At 60.8% G+C, this 13,898-nt stretch carries 22 protein-coding genes; 14 read left to right on the forward strand and 8 right to left on the reverse strand.

Features of this window, described 5'->3' with window-relative positions:
- Window position 1: 1 nt before the first annotated feature.
- From RTQ46_RS06830 to RTQ46_RS06865, 8 genes are all read right to left on the reverse strand, one after another.
- Complete coding sequence (locus tag RTQ46_RS06830; protein WP_312435442.1) at window positions 2-2,224, reverse strand: DNA cytosine methyltransferase; 2,223 nt, start codon at window positions 2,222-2,224, stop codon at window positions 2-4.
- Window positions 2,221-2,643: a helix-turn-helix domain-containing protein gene (locus RTQ46_RS06835; protein ID WP_312435444.1), complete on the reverse strand. Its 423-nt coding sequence runs from the start codon at window positions 2,641-2,643 to the stop codon at window positions 2,221-2,223. Before RTQ46_RS06835 ends, RTQ46_RS06830 begins: the two co-directional genes overlap by 4 nt.
- Entirely contained in the window at window positions 2,640-3,398 is a 759-nt protein-coding gene (locus tag RTQ46_RS06840; protein ID WP_312435445.1) for a KilA-N domain-containing protein, read from the reverse strand. The genes RTQ46_RS06835 and RTQ46_RS06840 overlap by 4 nt, the downstream gene beginning before the upstream one ends.
- Before the next feature lie 55 nt (window positions 3,399-3,453).
- Window positions 3,454-3,618 (reverse strand): hypothetical protein, encoded by a 165-nt coding sequence (locus RTQ46_RS06845; protein WP_312435446.1) that lies wholly within the window; start codon window positions 3,616-3,618, stop codon window positions 3,454-3,456.
- Window positions 3,615-3,890: a hypothetical protein gene (locus RTQ46_RS06850; protein ID WP_312435448.1), complete on the reverse strand. Its 276-nt coding sequence runs from the start codon at window positions 3,888-3,890 to the stop codon at window positions 3,615-3,617. Before RTQ46_RS06850 ends, RTQ46_RS06845 begins: the two co-directional genes overlap by 4 nt.
- A 78-nt stretch (window positions 3,891-3,968) precedes the next feature.
- Window positions 3,969-4,184, reverse strand: a complete 216-nt coding sequence (locus RTQ46_RS06855) for a hypothetical protein (protein ID WP_312435449.1) — start codon at window positions 4,182-4,184, stop codon at window positions 3,969-3,971.
- A 17-nt stretch (window positions 4,185-4,201) separates the two neighbouring features.
- Window positions 4,202-4,489 (reverse strand): hypothetical protein, encoded by a 288-nt coding sequence (locus RTQ46_RS06860; RefSeq protein ID WP_312435451.1) that lies wholly within the window; start codon window positions 4,487-4,489, stop codon window positions 4,202-4,204.
- Between the two features lie 202 nt (window positions 4,490-4,691).
- Window positions 4,692-5,027, reverse strand: coding sequence for a hypothetical protein (locus tag RTQ46_RS06865; RefSeq protein ID WP_312435452.1), 336 nt, complete (start codon window positions 5,025-5,027; stop codon window positions 4,692-4,694).
- 39 nt (window positions 5,028-5,066) lie between these two features.
- On the opposite strand from RTQ46_RS06865, the gene RTQ46_RS06870 reads away from it, so the two are divergent.
- From RTQ46_RS06870 to RTQ46_RS06935, 14 genes are all read left to right on the forward strand, one after another.
- A complete protein-coding gene (locus RTQ46_RS06870) occupies window positions 5,067-5,834 on the forward strand; it encodes a S24 family peptidase (protein ID WP_312435454.1) in 768 nt (255 codons plus the stop codon).
- Window positions 5,835-5,842: 8 nt separating this feature from the next.
- Complete coding sequence (locus RTQ46_RS06875; protein ID WP_312435455.1) at window positions 5,843-6,322, forward strand: hypothetical protein; 480 nt, start codon at window positions 5,843-5,845, stop codon at window positions 6,320-6,322.
- A gap of 86 nt (window positions 6,323-6,408) precedes the next feature.
- Window positions 6,409-6,867 (forward strand): DUF6932 family protein, encoded by a 459-nt coding sequence (locus RTQ46_RS06880; protein ID WP_312435456.1) that lies wholly within the window; start codon window positions 6,409-6,411, stop codon window positions 6,865-6,867.
- On the forward strand, window positions 6,864-7,832 hold the full coding sequence (locus tag RTQ46_RS06885) for a hypothetical protein (RefSeq protein WP_312435457.1): 969 nt from the start codon (window positions 6,864-6,866) through the stop codon (window positions 7,830-7,832). Before RTQ46_RS06880 ends, RTQ46_RS06885 begins: the two co-directional genes overlap by 4 nt.
- Window positions 7,833-7,925: 93 nt before the next feature.
- A complete protein-coding gene (locus RTQ46_RS06890; protein WP_312435458.1) occupies window positions 7,926-8,204 on the forward strand; it encodes a hypothetical protein in 279 nt (92 codons plus the stop codon).
- 253 nt (window positions 8,205-8,457) lie between these two features.
- Window positions 8,458-8,865: a hypothetical protein gene (locus RTQ46_RS06895; RefSeq protein WP_312435459.1), complete on the forward strand. Its 408-nt coding sequence runs from the start codon at window positions 8,458-8,460 to the stop codon at window positions 8,863-8,865.
- A gap of 412 nt (window positions 8,866-9,277) precedes the next feature.
- On the forward strand, window positions 9,278-9,589 hold the full coding sequence (locus RTQ46_RS06900) for a hypothetical protein (RefSeq protein WP_312435460.1): 312 nt from the start codon (window positions 9,278-9,280) through the stop codon (window positions 9,587-9,589).
- A complete protein-coding gene (locus RTQ46_RS06905; RefSeq protein WP_312435462.1) occupies window positions 9,586-9,810 on the forward strand; it encodes a hypothetical protein in 225 nt (74 codons plus the stop codon). The genes RTQ46_RS06900 and RTQ46_RS06905 overlap by 4 nt, the downstream gene beginning before the upstream one ends.
- Window positions 9,807-9,938, forward strand: coding sequence for a hypothetical protein (locus RTQ46_RS06910; protein ID WP_277346671.1), 132 nt, complete (start codon window positions 9,807-9,809; stop codon window positions 9,936-9,938). The genes RTQ46_RS06905 and RTQ46_RS06910 overlap by 4 nt, the downstream gene beginning before the upstream one ends.
- Window positions 9,935-10,447, forward strand: coding sequence for a zinc-finger-containing protein (locus RTQ46_RS06915; protein ID WP_312435464.1), 513 nt, complete (start codon window positions 9,935-9,937; stop codon window positions 10,445-10,447). Before RTQ46_RS06910 ends, RTQ46_RS06915 begins: the two co-directional genes overlap by 4 nt.
- A complete protein-coding gene (locus tag RTQ46_RS06920) occupies window positions 10,444-10,683 on the forward strand; it encodes a hypothetical protein (RefSeq protein ID WP_312435465.1) in 240 nt (79 codons plus the stop codon). Before RTQ46_RS06915 ends, RTQ46_RS06920 begins: the two co-directional genes overlap by 4 nt.
- 100 nt (window positions 10,684-10,783) lie before the next feature.
- Entirely contained in the window at window positions 10,784-11,788 is a 1,005-nt protein-coding gene (locus RTQ46_RS06925; protein ID WP_312435467.1) for a hypothetical protein, read from the forward strand.
- Entirely contained in the window at window positions 11,785-12,441 is a 657-nt protein-coding gene (locus RTQ46_RS06930) for a YqaJ viral recombinase family protein (protein WP_312435469.1), read from the forward strand. The genes RTQ46_RS06925 and RTQ46_RS06930 overlap by 4 nt, the downstream gene beginning before the upstream one ends.
- A complete protein-coding gene (locus tag RTQ46_RS06935) occupies window positions 12,438-13,874 on the forward strand; it encodes a hypothetical protein (protein ID WP_312435470.1) in 1,437 nt (478 codons plus the stop codon). Before RTQ46_RS06930 ends, RTQ46_RS06935 begins: the two co-directional genes overlap by 4 nt.
- Window positions 13,875-13,898 lie beyond the last annotated feature (24 nt).

Below are 13,898 nucleotides of genomic sequence, written 5' to 3' on the forward strand. Positions count from 1 at the left end.
CTCACGCTACCCTCGCAATCTCGCGCTCATGCGCGAAGTTGGTGAGGATCAGCGCCTTGGCCATGGGCGGACAGACTGAATTGCCGCACATGCGTACCTGCGCTGACTTCGTCAGTTTCAGGCCTTGGGCCGGGTCGTCGCCGATGATGTAATCGTCAGGAAATCCCTGGGCGCGGAACAGCTCGCGCGGCTGCAGCATGCGCAGGCCGATATCCACGATTTGATAATCCTGACCTTGGATCGTCACCAGGCCAAATCGGTCGCGGCTTGTGACCGTGGCCAGCGGATCGGCCAAGCCTTGCGACTGGTCGGTGCCGTAATAGGCCAGCAGAAACGAGCGCACCTCGGCGTGGTGCTGGCCGCCGGCGCTGACCGTGCCCAGTGGCTCGTCGGTACCGGCCGCCGTGCTGGTGCCGCGCAACTTGATCATGTTACTGGTGACCAGCGCCGACTTGCCGCCACCGCCGGCCGTGACAGTGCCAAGCGGCGCATCAGCGGCATGGCCGACGCTGGCACCCATGTCGCGCTGGATATGCGCCGACACAATGCTGAAATGTCCGCCCTTGACCTGGGCGCAGATTGTCCGCAGTGGCGCGTCGGCCGGCATCACGCGCTGGTTGCTCGCGTTGGCGTGCTCCGTCAAGAATGCCGTCACCAGGCTGTGGTGGTCGCATGCGGTGACCGTGCCGATAGGGTCGGCCAGGTCGGAACCCACGACTCCTGTGTAATGCTTGGCCAGGAACGCGGTGGCCACGGCCTTGTTGCCGCTGGCCGTCACGGTACCGAGCGGTGCCTCGACATCGTGCGCGCCGGCGCCCCAGCGCTTCACGCCACTTGGCGATACCTCGCCGTGGGCGGCGTCGACCAGCACGGCCGTGACCAGCGCCGCATCAGCCTTCGACGTGGCTGTGGCAGTCGGCTCGTCCACGCCGCGCGGGCGGCTCTGGCCAGCACGGCCGCCAACACCAGTCAGCAGTGCCGATACCAGCGCCTGGTTGCCGGCAGCGGTGATCGTCGGCACCGGCATGTCGGCGCCGGCGCCGGGATGGCCAGTGGTGTTGGTCATGACGAACGGGGCAAGCTCGGCTTCTACCAGCGCGTGCTTCGCGGCAGCGCCTACCACGGTACCCAGCGGCTTCTCGATATCCAGCGCTCGCGGGGCCTGGCCCTCACGCTCACCATATCCCACCTGTACCAGCGTGGCCACACCCAGGGCTTTCTCGCCGCGGTGCGCGCCGGTAATGGTGCGGAACGGCTCGCCGATCGATTCCGTGCGATCGCCGCCCTGGTGCGTGACCGGGACGATGGTCGGTGCACAGAAATAGCTGTCGTTACGGGCCAGCAGCGTGCCGAACGGTTTGCCCGCCGGGCGTGGCTCGCCAGCGCGCGCCGGGCCGCCGGCGCCGACGATGAACGGATCCGCCGCGTCGACCACATACCGCATGATCCCCTTGGCGATGCGGCGCAGCGTGGCCGGCGCCAGCGGTCGGTCGCGTTCGAAGATGCTCGGGCATGGCAGACTGAAATCGATGCACTCGGCCGCCGTGCGGTACGGCAGCAGCTTGCCGGCGCGCACGCCGATGCTGTCCGGCGCGCCATGGGTTGGCTCTGGCCACTTGATGGCGATGCCGTCGCGGCGCGCCACCAAGAAGAAGCGCTTGCGGATGGTCGGCGTGTCATGGTCGCAGCCGCGCATTTCGCGGTAGTCGACGGTGTAGCCGTGCGCACGCAGCTGGCGAATGAAGCTGTCAAAGGTCTTGCCGCGCTTGGCCGGATCCGGCTTGGCGCTGCCGTCGGCCGCGATCAGCAGCGGGCCCCACGTTTTGAATTCCTCGACGTTCTCCAGCATGATCACGCGCGGTTTGCATTTGGCTGCCCAGCGCAGCGTTACCCAGGCCAGGCCGCGAATCTTCTTCTCGACCGGCTTACCGCCTTTGGCCTTCGAGAAATGCTTGCAATCCGGGCTGAGCCACACCAGGCCCACTGGCCGGTTGTTCGTGACCTTAATCGGGTCGACGTCCCACACGCTCTCGCACAGGTGCGTGGTGTGCGGGTGGTTCGCCGCGTGCATGGCCAGAGCCTCGGGGTCGTGGTTGATGGCGATATCGACCGGGCGGCCGAATGCCTGCTCCAGGCCGGTCGACGTTCCGCCACCGCCCGCAAAGTTGTCGATAATCAACTCTGTGCCTAAGTCGAGGGAAAGCGTAAATGCATCGCGCTTCATGGGTGCACCTCGGCGAAATGGGCGCATGGCGGGCTGCTGGTGATCATGGTCACTGGCGCGCCGAACATGGCCGCAACCAGCGGATCACGGCCATGCTGGCCGCGCGGCCAGTTGCTGCTGCGAGTACGGTACAGATCGAACTCAGCCTGATCGTCCAGATCGGGCATGCCGTAGAGGGCGCGAACGTGCGCACCTGCTGGCTCGATCAGCACAAGCCGGCCAGCCTCGACCAGGTCAGTCAGGGCCCTGCGCACCGTTTCACGGTTCAGGGTCAGATCGTCAGCGATATCGATGACGGTGGCGGCGCCGCAGCGGCGGACCGTGGCCAGGATGTCGGCAGCGCGGTCGGCGAGGACCGATGCGCGGATGGCGCTTATGCCAAGAGCTTGGCGCGGGCGATTGTCAGCTTGGCTATTCACAAGGCCACCTCGCCCAGCACCGAGTCGCGCCATTTCACCTGTTGGATGGGCGCGCCACTGCCGTGCGCTTTGCCGGTATCGAGCACGACAGCGTGCGCGCGGCCCTTTTCCGTCGGTACCCAATGTCCGGCCACCATATCCTGCAGGCCGGCCTGGGCCAGCAGCTGGTTGAAGTCCTTGGCGCTCTTGACGAAGCGGCGGCCCAGCTCCGTCGGCGTGAAGCAGATCTCTTGATCTGGCGTGGCCAGGTGCGTGCGGTCCATCAGCTGCAGCATGTTGACGCCGGTCAGCGCCGCGGTGCCCTGGTTCGCACTGATCGCCGCGGCATTCTTGTCCAAGCCGATCAGGCGCGCGATACCGAAGATGGCGCGAAATTCCTTGGCGGGCGAGATGGCGCTGCGTGCTGGCGCGGCGGCGGGCGCCTGGGCGGTGGCCAGCGAGTCGAAGGTCCGGATCACCTGCAGGTGGAACTTAGCGCTGATCCACATCGCGTAGGCGTAGACCAGTTCCTTGCAGACGTAGGTGCCGCCGTTGCGGCCCGGCGTGGTAACGGTCGTGAAACTCTGCGCCGGCGCAGAGTTTAATTCCGCCTCAAGGTCCTGAGTTTCTGGACGGCGGAAGAAGAAAGCGGGCTGGTGACGGCTTTCGGCGCCAGCGGCCTTGTGCAGATCGTTGAGGCAAAAACGCCCCACGCTGTCCACCGCGATGATCGTATCGGCGATGGTGATGCCTTTGTGTTGTACAATCGGTGTCATAAATTCTTTCGCGAATTTTGATGTTTCAAGGAAGCCCGCCTGCCAGCGGGCTTTTTTATTGCCCGGCGCGCAGCTCTTCCAGCATTGCTTCGTAGTGCTCCCGCGTCCGGACATGGCCGGGATCGACCGGCAATTCGCGCTCGACCTGGTCGGGCTGCTGGGCGCCCTGCTCAGCCTGCGCCGGCGCGCCGCCTTCCGGCTGCATGGTCTTCCAGGTCAAACCGCCACCTCTGGCGCGGCCGGCAACGCGATGGCCTTGAGCTCGCGGATCGCGATGTCGGTGACTTCGTGCATGCGGATCAGGATCGTGGCGCCGACCGCCAAGCGGCCGTGGCGAATCTTCGAGATCACCGGCGGCGCCACCTCCAGCGTGCGCGCCAGCGCGGCGTCGTTCTTCAGGCCCAGCTTTGCCATCACGGCGTCGAGCAGCTTGCCGTTGCCGGCAATGTCGTTGAGCAGCTGGCTTGCGGGTGGGATTGGTGTTTGCGACATGTCATGCTCCTGATTGATGGTGGATAAATCGGCCGCCAGGCGGCCGTGTGATGCTGTAGCTGTCGGGTGCAAGCCCAGTTACGGCGGCTCGCGGCGCGGCACTTCAAATTTCCGCGCCACCCTGTCGGTGGCATCGCGCCATTTCTGGCGCGCTTCCTTGTGTGCGGCCTTCGCCGCGCTCTCGCCCTCCCCGTCCCGTGCGACCTGCAGGTCTTTCTCTGCCTGGCGGTAAATCATCGAACGCTGGAAGACGAGCTCCTTTTCCTCGGCCGTGACCTCGGGTTGTTTATTCAATAGCCGCCTCCATACCGTTAAACCCGGATCCGCATGCGCGGTACCACGCCGTAGCTTGGGCGCGGTGCCGGGCAAAAGTGGGCCCGGTTTTCCCGTGATTTGGGTCTAGCGCCGCCGGAAAACGGCGGCGTATCATTCCGTTTCGGCCGGGTGTCGTGGTGGTCACGGATGATCACGATGGTGCATTCGTTCAGCACGTCGCTGATCGATTTGCCCTTCGCCGCGCAGGCGGCTTGCAGGGCATCCTTGTTCTCTTCCGTGACATAGCCCTTGACGAGCGCGGTGCGTTTTTGTTTCAGCTTCATGGTTTCTCCTGGTGGTCGGTGTTACAGGGTTTGGGTACAGCGAAATTACAGGGTGATGGCGCGCCGCTTTATGGCGGACGGTCTTCTTTCAATTGCTTCAGCCAGTCTTCGAACAGCACGCCAGGCGGTGGCAGGCGTTCGATTAGCGGAACGAGCAAGACGGTCTCAGCCGGGCGCGGCGGGGAAACAGGGATCAGGCGGATCATGGAATCGCCCTCGCGTCGATGCCGACAGCAGCGCGGTCTGGCACGGTGTCGAGAATGCAGTTCGTCGTGGATGGCTGGCGGCCAGCGTGGCCAGGCGGTGGCACCGGATCGGTGGCGCGGCGCGGCGATTCTCCTTGGTGGGGAGTCCAGATATCGGGCCGGAGCTCACAAAGGCTGAGTTTCGGTTCAGCTGCGACCAGCCTTTTGCAAAGCTCAGGACCCGCGCGACGATGCCCGCCGCCGATCAGATAGAGGTAAGCAACTGAAGTCCCTGCGGTGTCGGCCAGAGTCTTGCGGTCGCAAGGCGCGGCTTGCTTGAGGTAATTTTTCATATCCATTCCGCGACTTTACCATAAAGATAAACTTTTGCGTTGGATTTGTTTATCTTTTTGGTTGTTTATCTTTTTGTTAAATTAGCAGACCATCACGCGATGACCAGAGAAGAAATCAGACGAGAAAACGCCCGCAGCCTTGCCGACCTCGCAGGCGGCCAAGTGGAATTTGGGCGCGCCCTGAACATGGTCCCGTCGCAGGTGAGCCAAATAATTGGTAAGACACCGATCAAAAACATCGGAAATTCGATCGCCAAACGCATCGAGCAAGCATTCGAGAAGCCAGCTGGCTGGCTTGATGTGAGGCATGATGTGGTTGCGGGTGATGAGCCCGTCGATGCGCCTGGCGCGCAGCCGGTGACGGATGACGAGGACATGGCACCTTCCACGGTTGCTATCCGCATGGCGCCAGATCATTTGCGCGCTGGAATCACCGGCTTTGGGGCAGACCATGTGTTTGAGGACGGGGGACATTTCCACCTACCGCGCACTTGGCTCGAAGAACGCGACTTGGCGCCTGGCGCCTTGCTGGCCATAAAAATTAGGGGCGACAGCATGAGGCCGCTGATGTTCGAAGGCGACGTCGTTGTGGCGAATGTCACAGACAGGAGCCGGGAGAACGGCAGCGTATTTGCGTTAAATTTCAAAGGCGAGTCGGTAGTAAAGCGCCTGAAGTACGAGCGCCGAGAGTGGTATTTGACTTCCGAAAATCCAGATTTCCCACAGGAGCCATGTCGCCCTGGTGACTGTGATGTTATCGGCCGAGTGGTGTACTTTGAGGCACGCAATTTCAAGGACCGGCTATGAGGCACCTGATGGTCCGTTCACTCGCGCTACTCGCGATAGCAATCACGCCGATGGCGCACGCTGAGACCTGGCAATGTACCGATACATCAACTGGGCGCGTCTATACGGTCAGCCAGGCCGTGCCAGTCGACATCTGCAAGCTGGTCAGCAGCACGAAGAATCCACATTTCTCCGGCCCGGCACCACGAGAGCTACCAACGCCCGTCGCGCAACGAGATCCAGCGTCCTGCAACAAGGAGGCAGCCAAGGACGTGCAGTTCGCAATCCGCAAACTCGCCGGCTGGCACATGAAAGGCGACCATCTAACCGTGCACTGGACGTATGCCATCGAAAGGCAGACCGAGGCAAAGCGCTTGCAGATGATCACGACCTATGCTGATATGGATGCGTGCTTGGGAGGTGCTGCGCGGGAGATTATGTTTTACCGCAAGGGCAAATTGATGGGAATCGCGTCACCAAAAACTGGGGTGTCGATGATGAATCGGTGAGACAATTGGTTAGATTTCTTTGTGGAAAGTTAACGTATAATTAAGATCAGGCTACATAGTCTAAACTCAAAGCAAGAAAGCTAACATTGGCAACCAAACCCGATTTTCCATTCCTTTTACAGCCTGGCATCCATAAAGTAAGCCTGACTGAGCTTGAAGCGATCGCGGTGACTCCGTTTCCTACGGACGCGAAGCGGCAGCAATTGTTTGCATTTTTACGGCAGTGGATTGGCGAGCTACGCGCTTTAAACGTTAGCGCTATACTCTGGTTAGATGGATCATTTTTGACTCAGAAGCCAGGCCCAGGCGACATTGACTGTGTGCTATGGAATCCCAGTTGTAGCACCCCGTTAACGGCGCCACTGCAAACTCAAATTTTTCAGTTGCTCGACGCAAATATTCTAGATGCGCAATATAGTCTCGATTTTTACATGGAAACCCCAGCGAGCCACGAGCTATTTCATCGAGAGGCTTATTGGAAAGGCCTCTTGGGATTCCAGCATGATCGAGTTACCGCCAAAGGATTTGTGGAGATATCAATATGAGCACTGAATTTCTACGCACGCACGCTCAAACGCTCCAAGACTTTGCGGATGCAACATCTAGCCGAGCGAATGCAGACCCGTCGAACTTTTGGCTTAATTTAGCGGCTAAAAACCAGATTCAGGCTGCTCAAAAAGCGAAACATTCATTGCAAACAGCTTATGCTGAAGATGTTGGTGAGTTAGTTGATTTACGTTTTATCGGGCCTCAAGCAAATGGCTCCATTCCACTTGAATCGTTTTTAAGAATTACTGAACCATTGTTAAAGGCATGGAAAGCCGCAGCTTTTCGCCTGCGGCACGGTATTGTTCATCATAAAATTGATACCGAAATAGGCGATATCTTAAACTTACGATTGGCAGGCTTAGCGCCAGGCTCGACTCATGTATTCCTAACTGGGAATGCCTCTACAGACTTATCCGGAGAGAGCTTGCTGGAGTCCACCCTCAATCAAACTTTTAGACTTCTAAATACTGACAACGATAATTTTTATGATGCAGTTGATGCGGTAGGATCGAAATCTGCTAAGTATTTTGGCGACGCGTTAAAGGCAATATCTACTGCTGGCCTTTCAGCTGAGTTCACTTGGTCTTCCAAAGATGAAGTGAAACATTGGTCTGGAAGCACGGATGAAATGACTCGGCTGCGGGCCTTAATAGCGTCAGTGAGCGCGCCTGAATCATACGATGAGTACATAACTGGAGTCGTTTCTGGAATTAAAGACACTGGTCGGCTAGATGTTCGCACAGAGCAGGGGCGAGTTAGTATTCGCTTCCCGCTGGATTTAACTTCCTCGGTTCAACAATTGGCTATCGCTAAACCAGCCACAATTCATGTGAAGACGACTAAATATCAAGACGCAGTCAGCAAAAAAGATATTTTTAAACGAATTATGCTTGGCCTTACCGAAACTAATCCGCTCCCGCAGCTACCACTTCCACCTTCGAATAATCAGCTGCGCGAATAATGACCGAAGTGCTAAAAACTTGCCTGCAGGGCGCGGGCTTGTGCTTTGGCATCGGCTGTTGCTATTGTGTCGCCTTAATTGCATAGTGCGTATATGCAACTATGCGCCGCTATCATCAAGATCAAGCAAATCCAGCTGGCCGTGATCCGAGTCGAGCCAGAACATACTTGGCCAAACACGGGCCCGGCCGCACTGGAGCGAGCGCAGCTCTTCTTCCCCACCCTTCCCATTTTGCTCCTGGCGCCGCGCGTCGGCGGATTCTCGCGCAGCTACTCTACGTTCGACATCGGGCCGCTGGCTGGCCAGATCAACCCTGACGAAATCGAGTGGCAGGCCTACCGGCCGCCACCGCCGCCCGAACTGCCCTTCTAATCCTCGTACTCGCCCCTTCACCGGGGCTTTTTTTCGCCCATCCAATTGCCAAGAGTAGCGCCAAAAATAAATAATTAATCTTTTTGGTAAATTCCTCTTGCTGCATGTTTATCTTTTTGGTAAAGTAACTCCATCGAAAGCAAACACAGGAGTACGACATGTCCCCAGCAGAGCTCGCAGCACTCGAAGCGGTCCTCATCGCCCACGGCGAAGTGATCCCGGAAATCGTCATCCCAGCGCGCGGCTGATCGCCATGAGTGCCCGCGACCTGAACCACGATCTCGCCAGGCGGATCGAAGCGACCAACGCCAGCATCATCAAAGGCGACGAGTTGACCATTTCCTACACCGCCAACTCGCTGGCATGCACCTTGATGTACGGCACCAGGATGGCCGAACTGATCCGTGCAGCGAAGACGATCAGCGCCGAAGAAACGGGGAGGCTTTTCATCGCCGCGCTGGACGAAACGATCATCGCCGATGCCGAAGCGTCCAAGCGCATCGCGGCGCACGTGAGCCGGATGGGTACTGGCGGCCCGAACAACCACAAGCCCACGCTTGGCCAGGCGGCCCGGCTCGCACACATCGCGGCGAGAGATTACAGATTTGAGCGGTCGCCCGCAGCCGTAGGCAAGGCGGGACAGGACTGGCAGCCCGATTAACTGCCCTGCGGGATCAGCATGCCCCGATTGATCTTCGTCAGGATCTGGAAGCCGGGGAAGACCGGCGCCAACAAAGCAAGGGACGGGCGTGAACTTCGCCTCGATCGTCGCGCAGCAAAAGCGAAGACCGGCCTTGAAGCAACTGGGTTTGTAACCAGCCCCTTGCTTTGTTGGCGGCCGACCAGCCGCAGGATCACACGCCCGACGGATTGACCGGGCCGCCAGCACCACGAATTGCGTCAGCGGGCACGCGATGTACCAAGCGCCGGAGTTACCACCCGCACCGGCCGCGCTTCCTGGCGTACGCAGGCTTGAAAGCCCCGGAGTGGCTCAGGGCCGGACAGCAAGGGCCGGAACTGGCCGAGTTCGATTCTCGGCAGGGGCGCCAGATCATAAACAGGAGAGCGGAACCATGAACTGCGACTGCGTGAAAAGAATCGAAACCAAGCTGGCCAGCGCCCCGTTCATCGTGGCCAAGGCTGGCGACGAAATCACGGTGGAGTGCCAGGCCACCGGTATCGCCATGACCGATGACAACGGCATGCGCAGCGTGATCAATATCCCGTTCCGCATCCGTGGCACGGGCAAAGGCTTCACCAGCGCTAAGGGCAAGGAAATGCCATGCGTCGCCAGTCACTGCCCATTCTGCGGCCTGACGACCGGCCGCTATGTGGTCGGAGAAGACGCTGGTATTGCCGCTGCTTTTGCCGGACGCGCAGCATGATCGCCGCCCGCAACGTCACCGCCGGCCGCCAGTCCCGTCTGGCCGTGTCTGCCGCCCTCGCCTTTTCCCATCAGGATGCTGGCGTCGAATCGGCACTGAACAGCGGCTGCCTGGATGCGACTGACCATATCCCGGCCGGCTCCTGCTACGGCGCGGACGCCTCCGTCAAGCGCAACGGTATCCGCGTGCTGCTGACTGGCCGTGAAGGGAGCGCATCGTGAGCTACATCATCACCATCCGCACCGCCGACGGCGTGCGCAGCTATCCCGCCATTGGCGACCTGGGCGCCTTGCAAGACGCGGCATATGACGATGGCGCCCTGGGCGTGACTGCGATGGTGCGGCCATGAGCCGCTCAATGCAGCAGGCGCTGGTCGGCGCCGGCATGGTGAAGCCGCGCACCGGACCGGTCACGCCGCAAAATCCATCGCGCAGCGCCACGGCGCGCGTGAAGAACCCATTACCGGCACCGACCAACTGCCCGCACTGCGCCAGCGCCGTCGAACTGGTGAACAACAGCGAGATCTACGGCCGCTCGTATGGCGAATGGCCCTGGGCTTACCGCTGCACTGACGACGACTGCGATAGCTATGTCGGCCTGCATCCGTTCACAAGCATTCCGCTGGGGACGCTCGCAAACGCCGAATTGCGCAAGGCGCGCAAGGATGCCAAAGCAGCCTTCAACCCGATCTGGCAAAGCGGCGAAATGACCAGAAGCGAAGCTTATGGCTGGCTGGCAGGGGCACTGCGGATTGAAAACGCGGAGGAGTGTCATATCGGCTGGTTTGACTTGGTCATGTGCAGGCAGGTTACCCGCCAATGTTACCGCCGACGGGTAGCGCAGCAGGTGACGTCATGAAACTCGCCACCCTCTTCCGCCGCCTGCTGGCCGCCCACCGCTTCTACCAGGCGCAGCACCAGCACCACATGAACAAGATGCGCCTGGCCGGCGTGCGCCGCGAGCTGGCTGGCCTGGACGAAGTGCGCAAGGAACTGATCATGGCGCAGATCGAATCAATGATCGACCTCGACGCCTCGGCCGCGCAGCTGCAGCGCGCGGGCCGCGCCCACCGGGAGGCGCAATGCGTGCAGTAGGCCAGGCCTTTCGCAACTGGCGCGCAGGCCACGCCATCGGTCACGCCGTCCGCCTGGCGCTGTTGAAGGCAAAAATTACAAAACTCACAAGGAAAACGTCATGAACGAAGTAATCGAAATGCCGCGCCGCGAGAGCGCCGGCCTGGTTGCCGCCGAAGTGCACCGCTACTCGCTGGCCGAGATTCGCGAGCGCGTCAACTTGGTCCAAGAGGTGATGCGCGGGATCATGAAGCTCAACACCCACTACGGCACCATCCCAGGCACGCCGAAACCGACCCTGTACAAGCCGGGCGCCGAAGTCCTGTGCGTGACGTTCCGCATCGCGCCGGTGTATCGCATCCTCGATCTCAGCACCGACTTGGTGGCCCGCTTCCGGGTTACCTGCATCGGCCAGCACCAAGTGTCCGACATCATGCTGGGCGAAGGCGTGGGCGAATGCTCGTCGGCCGAAGAGAAATATAAGTGGCGCGCTGCCGTTTGCGCTGAAGAATTCAGCCTGGTCCCGGAAACAATGCGCCGCCTGAAGTTCTACAAGAACGGCGGCAAGGCAACGCAGGTGCGCACCGAAGCGGCCGACTTGTCGAATACAGTCCTGAAAATGGCCTGCAAGCGCGCCATGATCGCCATGACACTCAATGTGACCGCCGCGAGCGACATCTTCACCCAGGATATCGAGGATATGCCGGAAGAGCTACGGACGAACGAGCCAGGCGAGCCGGCCGTAAGCGCCCTGGCGACTGAGTGGGTAGCGAAAGCCAATGCTGCCCCTACCGCCGACGATCTGGCCGTGGTGTGGAAGGCGGGCGTGAAAGCGATCAATGAAGCCAAGGATGCTGCTGCATCGAATGCATTCAAGGCGGCGGTAACGGCGCGTGGCACGGCACTCACTGCGGCCCAGCCTGCCACGAAGGCAGACAAGCCAGCGCCACAACCGCTTTCCACAGCTGCCGCCGAAATTCTCGCCGACATGGAGGTCATTGCCGACGACGGCGCGGAGATTTTCGCCGCGAGCTGGGCCAGCCTGTCGAAATCCACGCAAAACATGCTCGCCTCACACTACGACGGCCTGATGGCGCGCGCTGAAAAGGCCGGAGGCGCGGCATGAAGTTCATCTCCTGCGCCCAAGGCACGCCTGAATGGCACCAGGCCCGCGCCGGTGTCGTAACAGCATCTTGCTTCGTAGATGCAGTCTCCACCCTGTCACGCACCTCTGGCAAGCGCAAGGCTGGTGACCCTTCCGTCGCGTCGGACAAGTATGCAGCAGACCTGGCCATCGAACGCATCAGCGGAAAACCATACGGCGCACCCGTCAAAGCCTGGGTGCTTGATCGCGGCCACGAGATGGAGCGCCTGGCTCGCATGGCTTACGAGGCACGCACCGAGTGCATGGTCACCGAAGCAGGCTTGGTGCTGACGGACGATGGCTTGTTCGGCTATTCGACCGATGGCTTCGTAGGTGATGACGGCCTGATCGAGATCAAGGCGCCAGTCGACAGCGTCAAGATCGTCGAGATCCTGGAGACCGGCGATCTGACGGAATACATGCACCAGATGCAGGGCGGTATGTGGATCACGGCACGCAAGTGGTGCGATTTCATCATGTACGTGCCAGACCTGGCCAACGCAGGCAGCGACCTGTACATCAAGCGCGTGATGCGCGACGACAGCTTTATTGACGCGATGGTGCTGGACTTGGCGGCGTTTGCCTGCCGCGTCTCCGACCGTGAAATTCTTTTTAAACACAAGGAAGCAGCATGAACAACCACCCAGCAGAAAACGAAGCAGTCGGCGCTGTCGCAATCCAGGCTGACGCCCCCGCACCAGCCGCAAGCCAGTTGATCACCCTGGACCCGGCCAAGTACGTCGCCGAGGTCTTCAAGCCCTTCATCGACAAGCTCGCAATTTTGAAGGCTGAAGCCGACGCAATTACCCCTGATGCCAGCACGACCGCCGGCATGGATATCTGCATCAAGTACCGCGCTGCATTCCGCGATGACGTGCGAATCGCGGGCGAGAAGGCGCGCGTCGAACGCAAGGCTCCGATCCTCATAATCGGCAAGCTGCTGGACACGAAATACGCCGAATTGAAAGTCGAAGTCGCACCCTACGAAGCAAAGTTCGATGGCGCCATCGAGGCCGAGAAGAAGCGCAAGGAGGAATTGAAGGCCGCAGAAGCTGCGCGCGCCGAGCAAATCCGCCTGCGTATTGCGGCGATCCGCGAACTGCCGCTGCAAGCCGTCGGCCAGTCTGCCGAGGTGATTGCCAAGATGTCGGCGGCACTGGAGGTCGACGAGCCGGACGAGGCGTTCGGGGCCATGCTCGACGCTGCCAAGGTGGCTCGCGCCGAGGTGCTGATCAAGTTGGCGGCGCTGCACGTCGCCGCGACCGAAACCGAAGCCGAAGCCGCACGCATCGCCGCCGAACGCGCCGAATTGGCACAACTGCGTGAAGCAGCAGCCGAGGCCAAGCGAATTGCCCAAGAAGAAGCCGACCGAGTTACTGCCGAACGCCAGGCTGAAGACCAGCGCCGCGCTGCACTGGTCGCGGAGCAGGAAGCGGCAGCACTGCGTCAGCGCGAGGCTCAGGCCGCCGAACTGAAAAAGCAGGCTGATGCGCAAGCTGAGCGCAATCGCCTGGAGCAGGCGGAAATTGCCCGTCAACGTCAGGAACTGCTGGACATGCAGGCCGACGCGAAGGCCAAGGCCGATGCAGAGGCGGCGCGCCTGGTCGAAGCGGCTGCGCAGGCCGAACGCGACCGCGTTGCTGCCGACACGAAACGCCAACTCGACCAGCAGGCCGCCGACACTGCCGCTGCGCGCGCTGCCGCCCTTGTCGAGCAAGGCCGCCTGGCCGACCTCGCCGACCAGCCGACGTCCATGGCGCCGGCCGACGAATTGGCCGACGCCAAGGCTTCACCGGACGGCTCCGACCTCTCGCCAGCCGCGCAAGACCTGTTCGAGCAAGAGGGCGCTGCAAACTTTGAGCGCGCGCACACGCCGCCTACCCTGCGCCTGGGCCAGATCAGCGACCGCCTCGGCTTCACGGTCACCGCCTCATTCATGGAATCCCTCGGATTCGCGCCGGCGGCCACCGACAAGGCCGCCAAGTTGTACCACGAAGCCGACTTCAAGAGCATGTGCGCAGCCATTTGCCGCCACATCAGCGCGGTACAAATCAAGCACGCCATTTAAACCACTGTCCCACCAGGAGATCGC

This window comes from Janthinobacterium sp., from assembly GCF_031995485.1.
Classification (GTDB): Bacteria; Pseudomonadota; Gammaproteobacteria; order Burkholderiales; family Burkholderiaceae_D; genus Janthinobacterium.

Excerpts from the sequence above, each read along its gene's own strand:
- RTQ46_RS06830 (WP_312435442.1), bottom strand. The coding sequence starts at position 2,224 with ATGAAGCGCGATGCATTTACGCTTTCCCTCGACTTAGGCACAGAGTTG.
- RTQ46_RS06840 (WP_312435445.1), bottom strand. The coding sequence starts at position 3,398 with ATGACACCGATTGTACAACACAAAGGCATCACCATCGCCGATACGATC.
- RTQ46_RS06850 (WP_312435448.1), bottom strand. The coding sequence starts at position 3,890 with ATGTCGCAAACACCAATCCCACCCGCAAGCCAGCTGCTCAACGACATT.
- RTQ46_RS06860 (WP_312435451.1), bottom strand. The coding sequence starts at position 4,489 with ATGAAGCTGAAACAAAAACGCACCGCGCTCGTCAAGGGCTATGTCACG.
- RTQ46_RS06865 (WP_312435452.1), bottom strand. The coding sequence starts at position 5,027 with ATGAAAAATTACCTCAAGCAAGCCGCGCCTTGCGACCGCAAGACTCTG.
- RTQ46_RS06875 (WP_312435455.1), top strand. The coding sequence starts at position 5,843 with ATGGTCCGTTCACTCGCGCTACTCGCGATAGCAATCACGCCGATGGCG.
- RTQ46_RS06885 (WP_312435457.1), top strand. The coding sequence starts at position 6,864 with ATGAGCACTGAATTTCTACGCACGCACGCTCAAACGCTCCAAGACTTT.
- RTQ46_RS06890 (WP_312435458.1), top strand. The coding sequence starts at position 7,926 with ATGCAACTATGCGCCGCTATCATCAAGATCAAGCAAATCCAGCTGGCC.
- RTQ46_RS06895 (WP_312435459.1), top strand. The coding sequence starts at position 8,458 with ATGAGTGCCCGCGACCTGAACCACGATCTCGCCAGGCGGATCGAAGCG.
- RTQ46_RS06900 (WP_312435460.1), top strand. The coding sequence starts at position 9,278 with ATGAACTGCGACTGCGTGAAAAGAATCGAAACCAAGCTGGCCAGCGCC.
- RTQ46_RS06905 (WP_312435462.1), top strand. The coding sequence starts at position 9,586 with ATGATCGCCGCCCGCAACGTCACCGCCGGCCGCCAGTCCCGTCTGGCC.
- RTQ46_RS06915 (WP_312435464.1), top strand. The coding sequence starts at position 9,935 with ATGAGCCGCTCAATGCAGCAGGCGCTGGTCGGCGCCGGCATGGTGAAG.
- RTQ46_RS06920 (WP_312435465.1), top strand. The coding sequence starts at position 10,444 with ATGAAACTCGCCACCCTCTTCCGCCGCCTGCTGGCCGCCCACCGCTTC.
- RTQ46_RS06925 (WP_312435467.1), top strand. The coding sequence starts at position 10,784 with ATGAACGAAGTAATCGAAATGCCGCGCCGCGAGAGCGCCGGCCTGGTT.
- RTQ46_RS06930 (WP_312435469.1), top strand. The coding sequence starts at position 11,785 with ATGAAGTTCATCTCCTGCGCCCAAGGCACGCCTGAATGGCACCAGGCC.
- RTQ46_RS06935 (WP_312435470.1), top strand. The coding sequence starts at position 12,438 with ATGAACAACCACCCAGCAGAAAACGAAGCAGTCGGCGCTGTCGCAATC.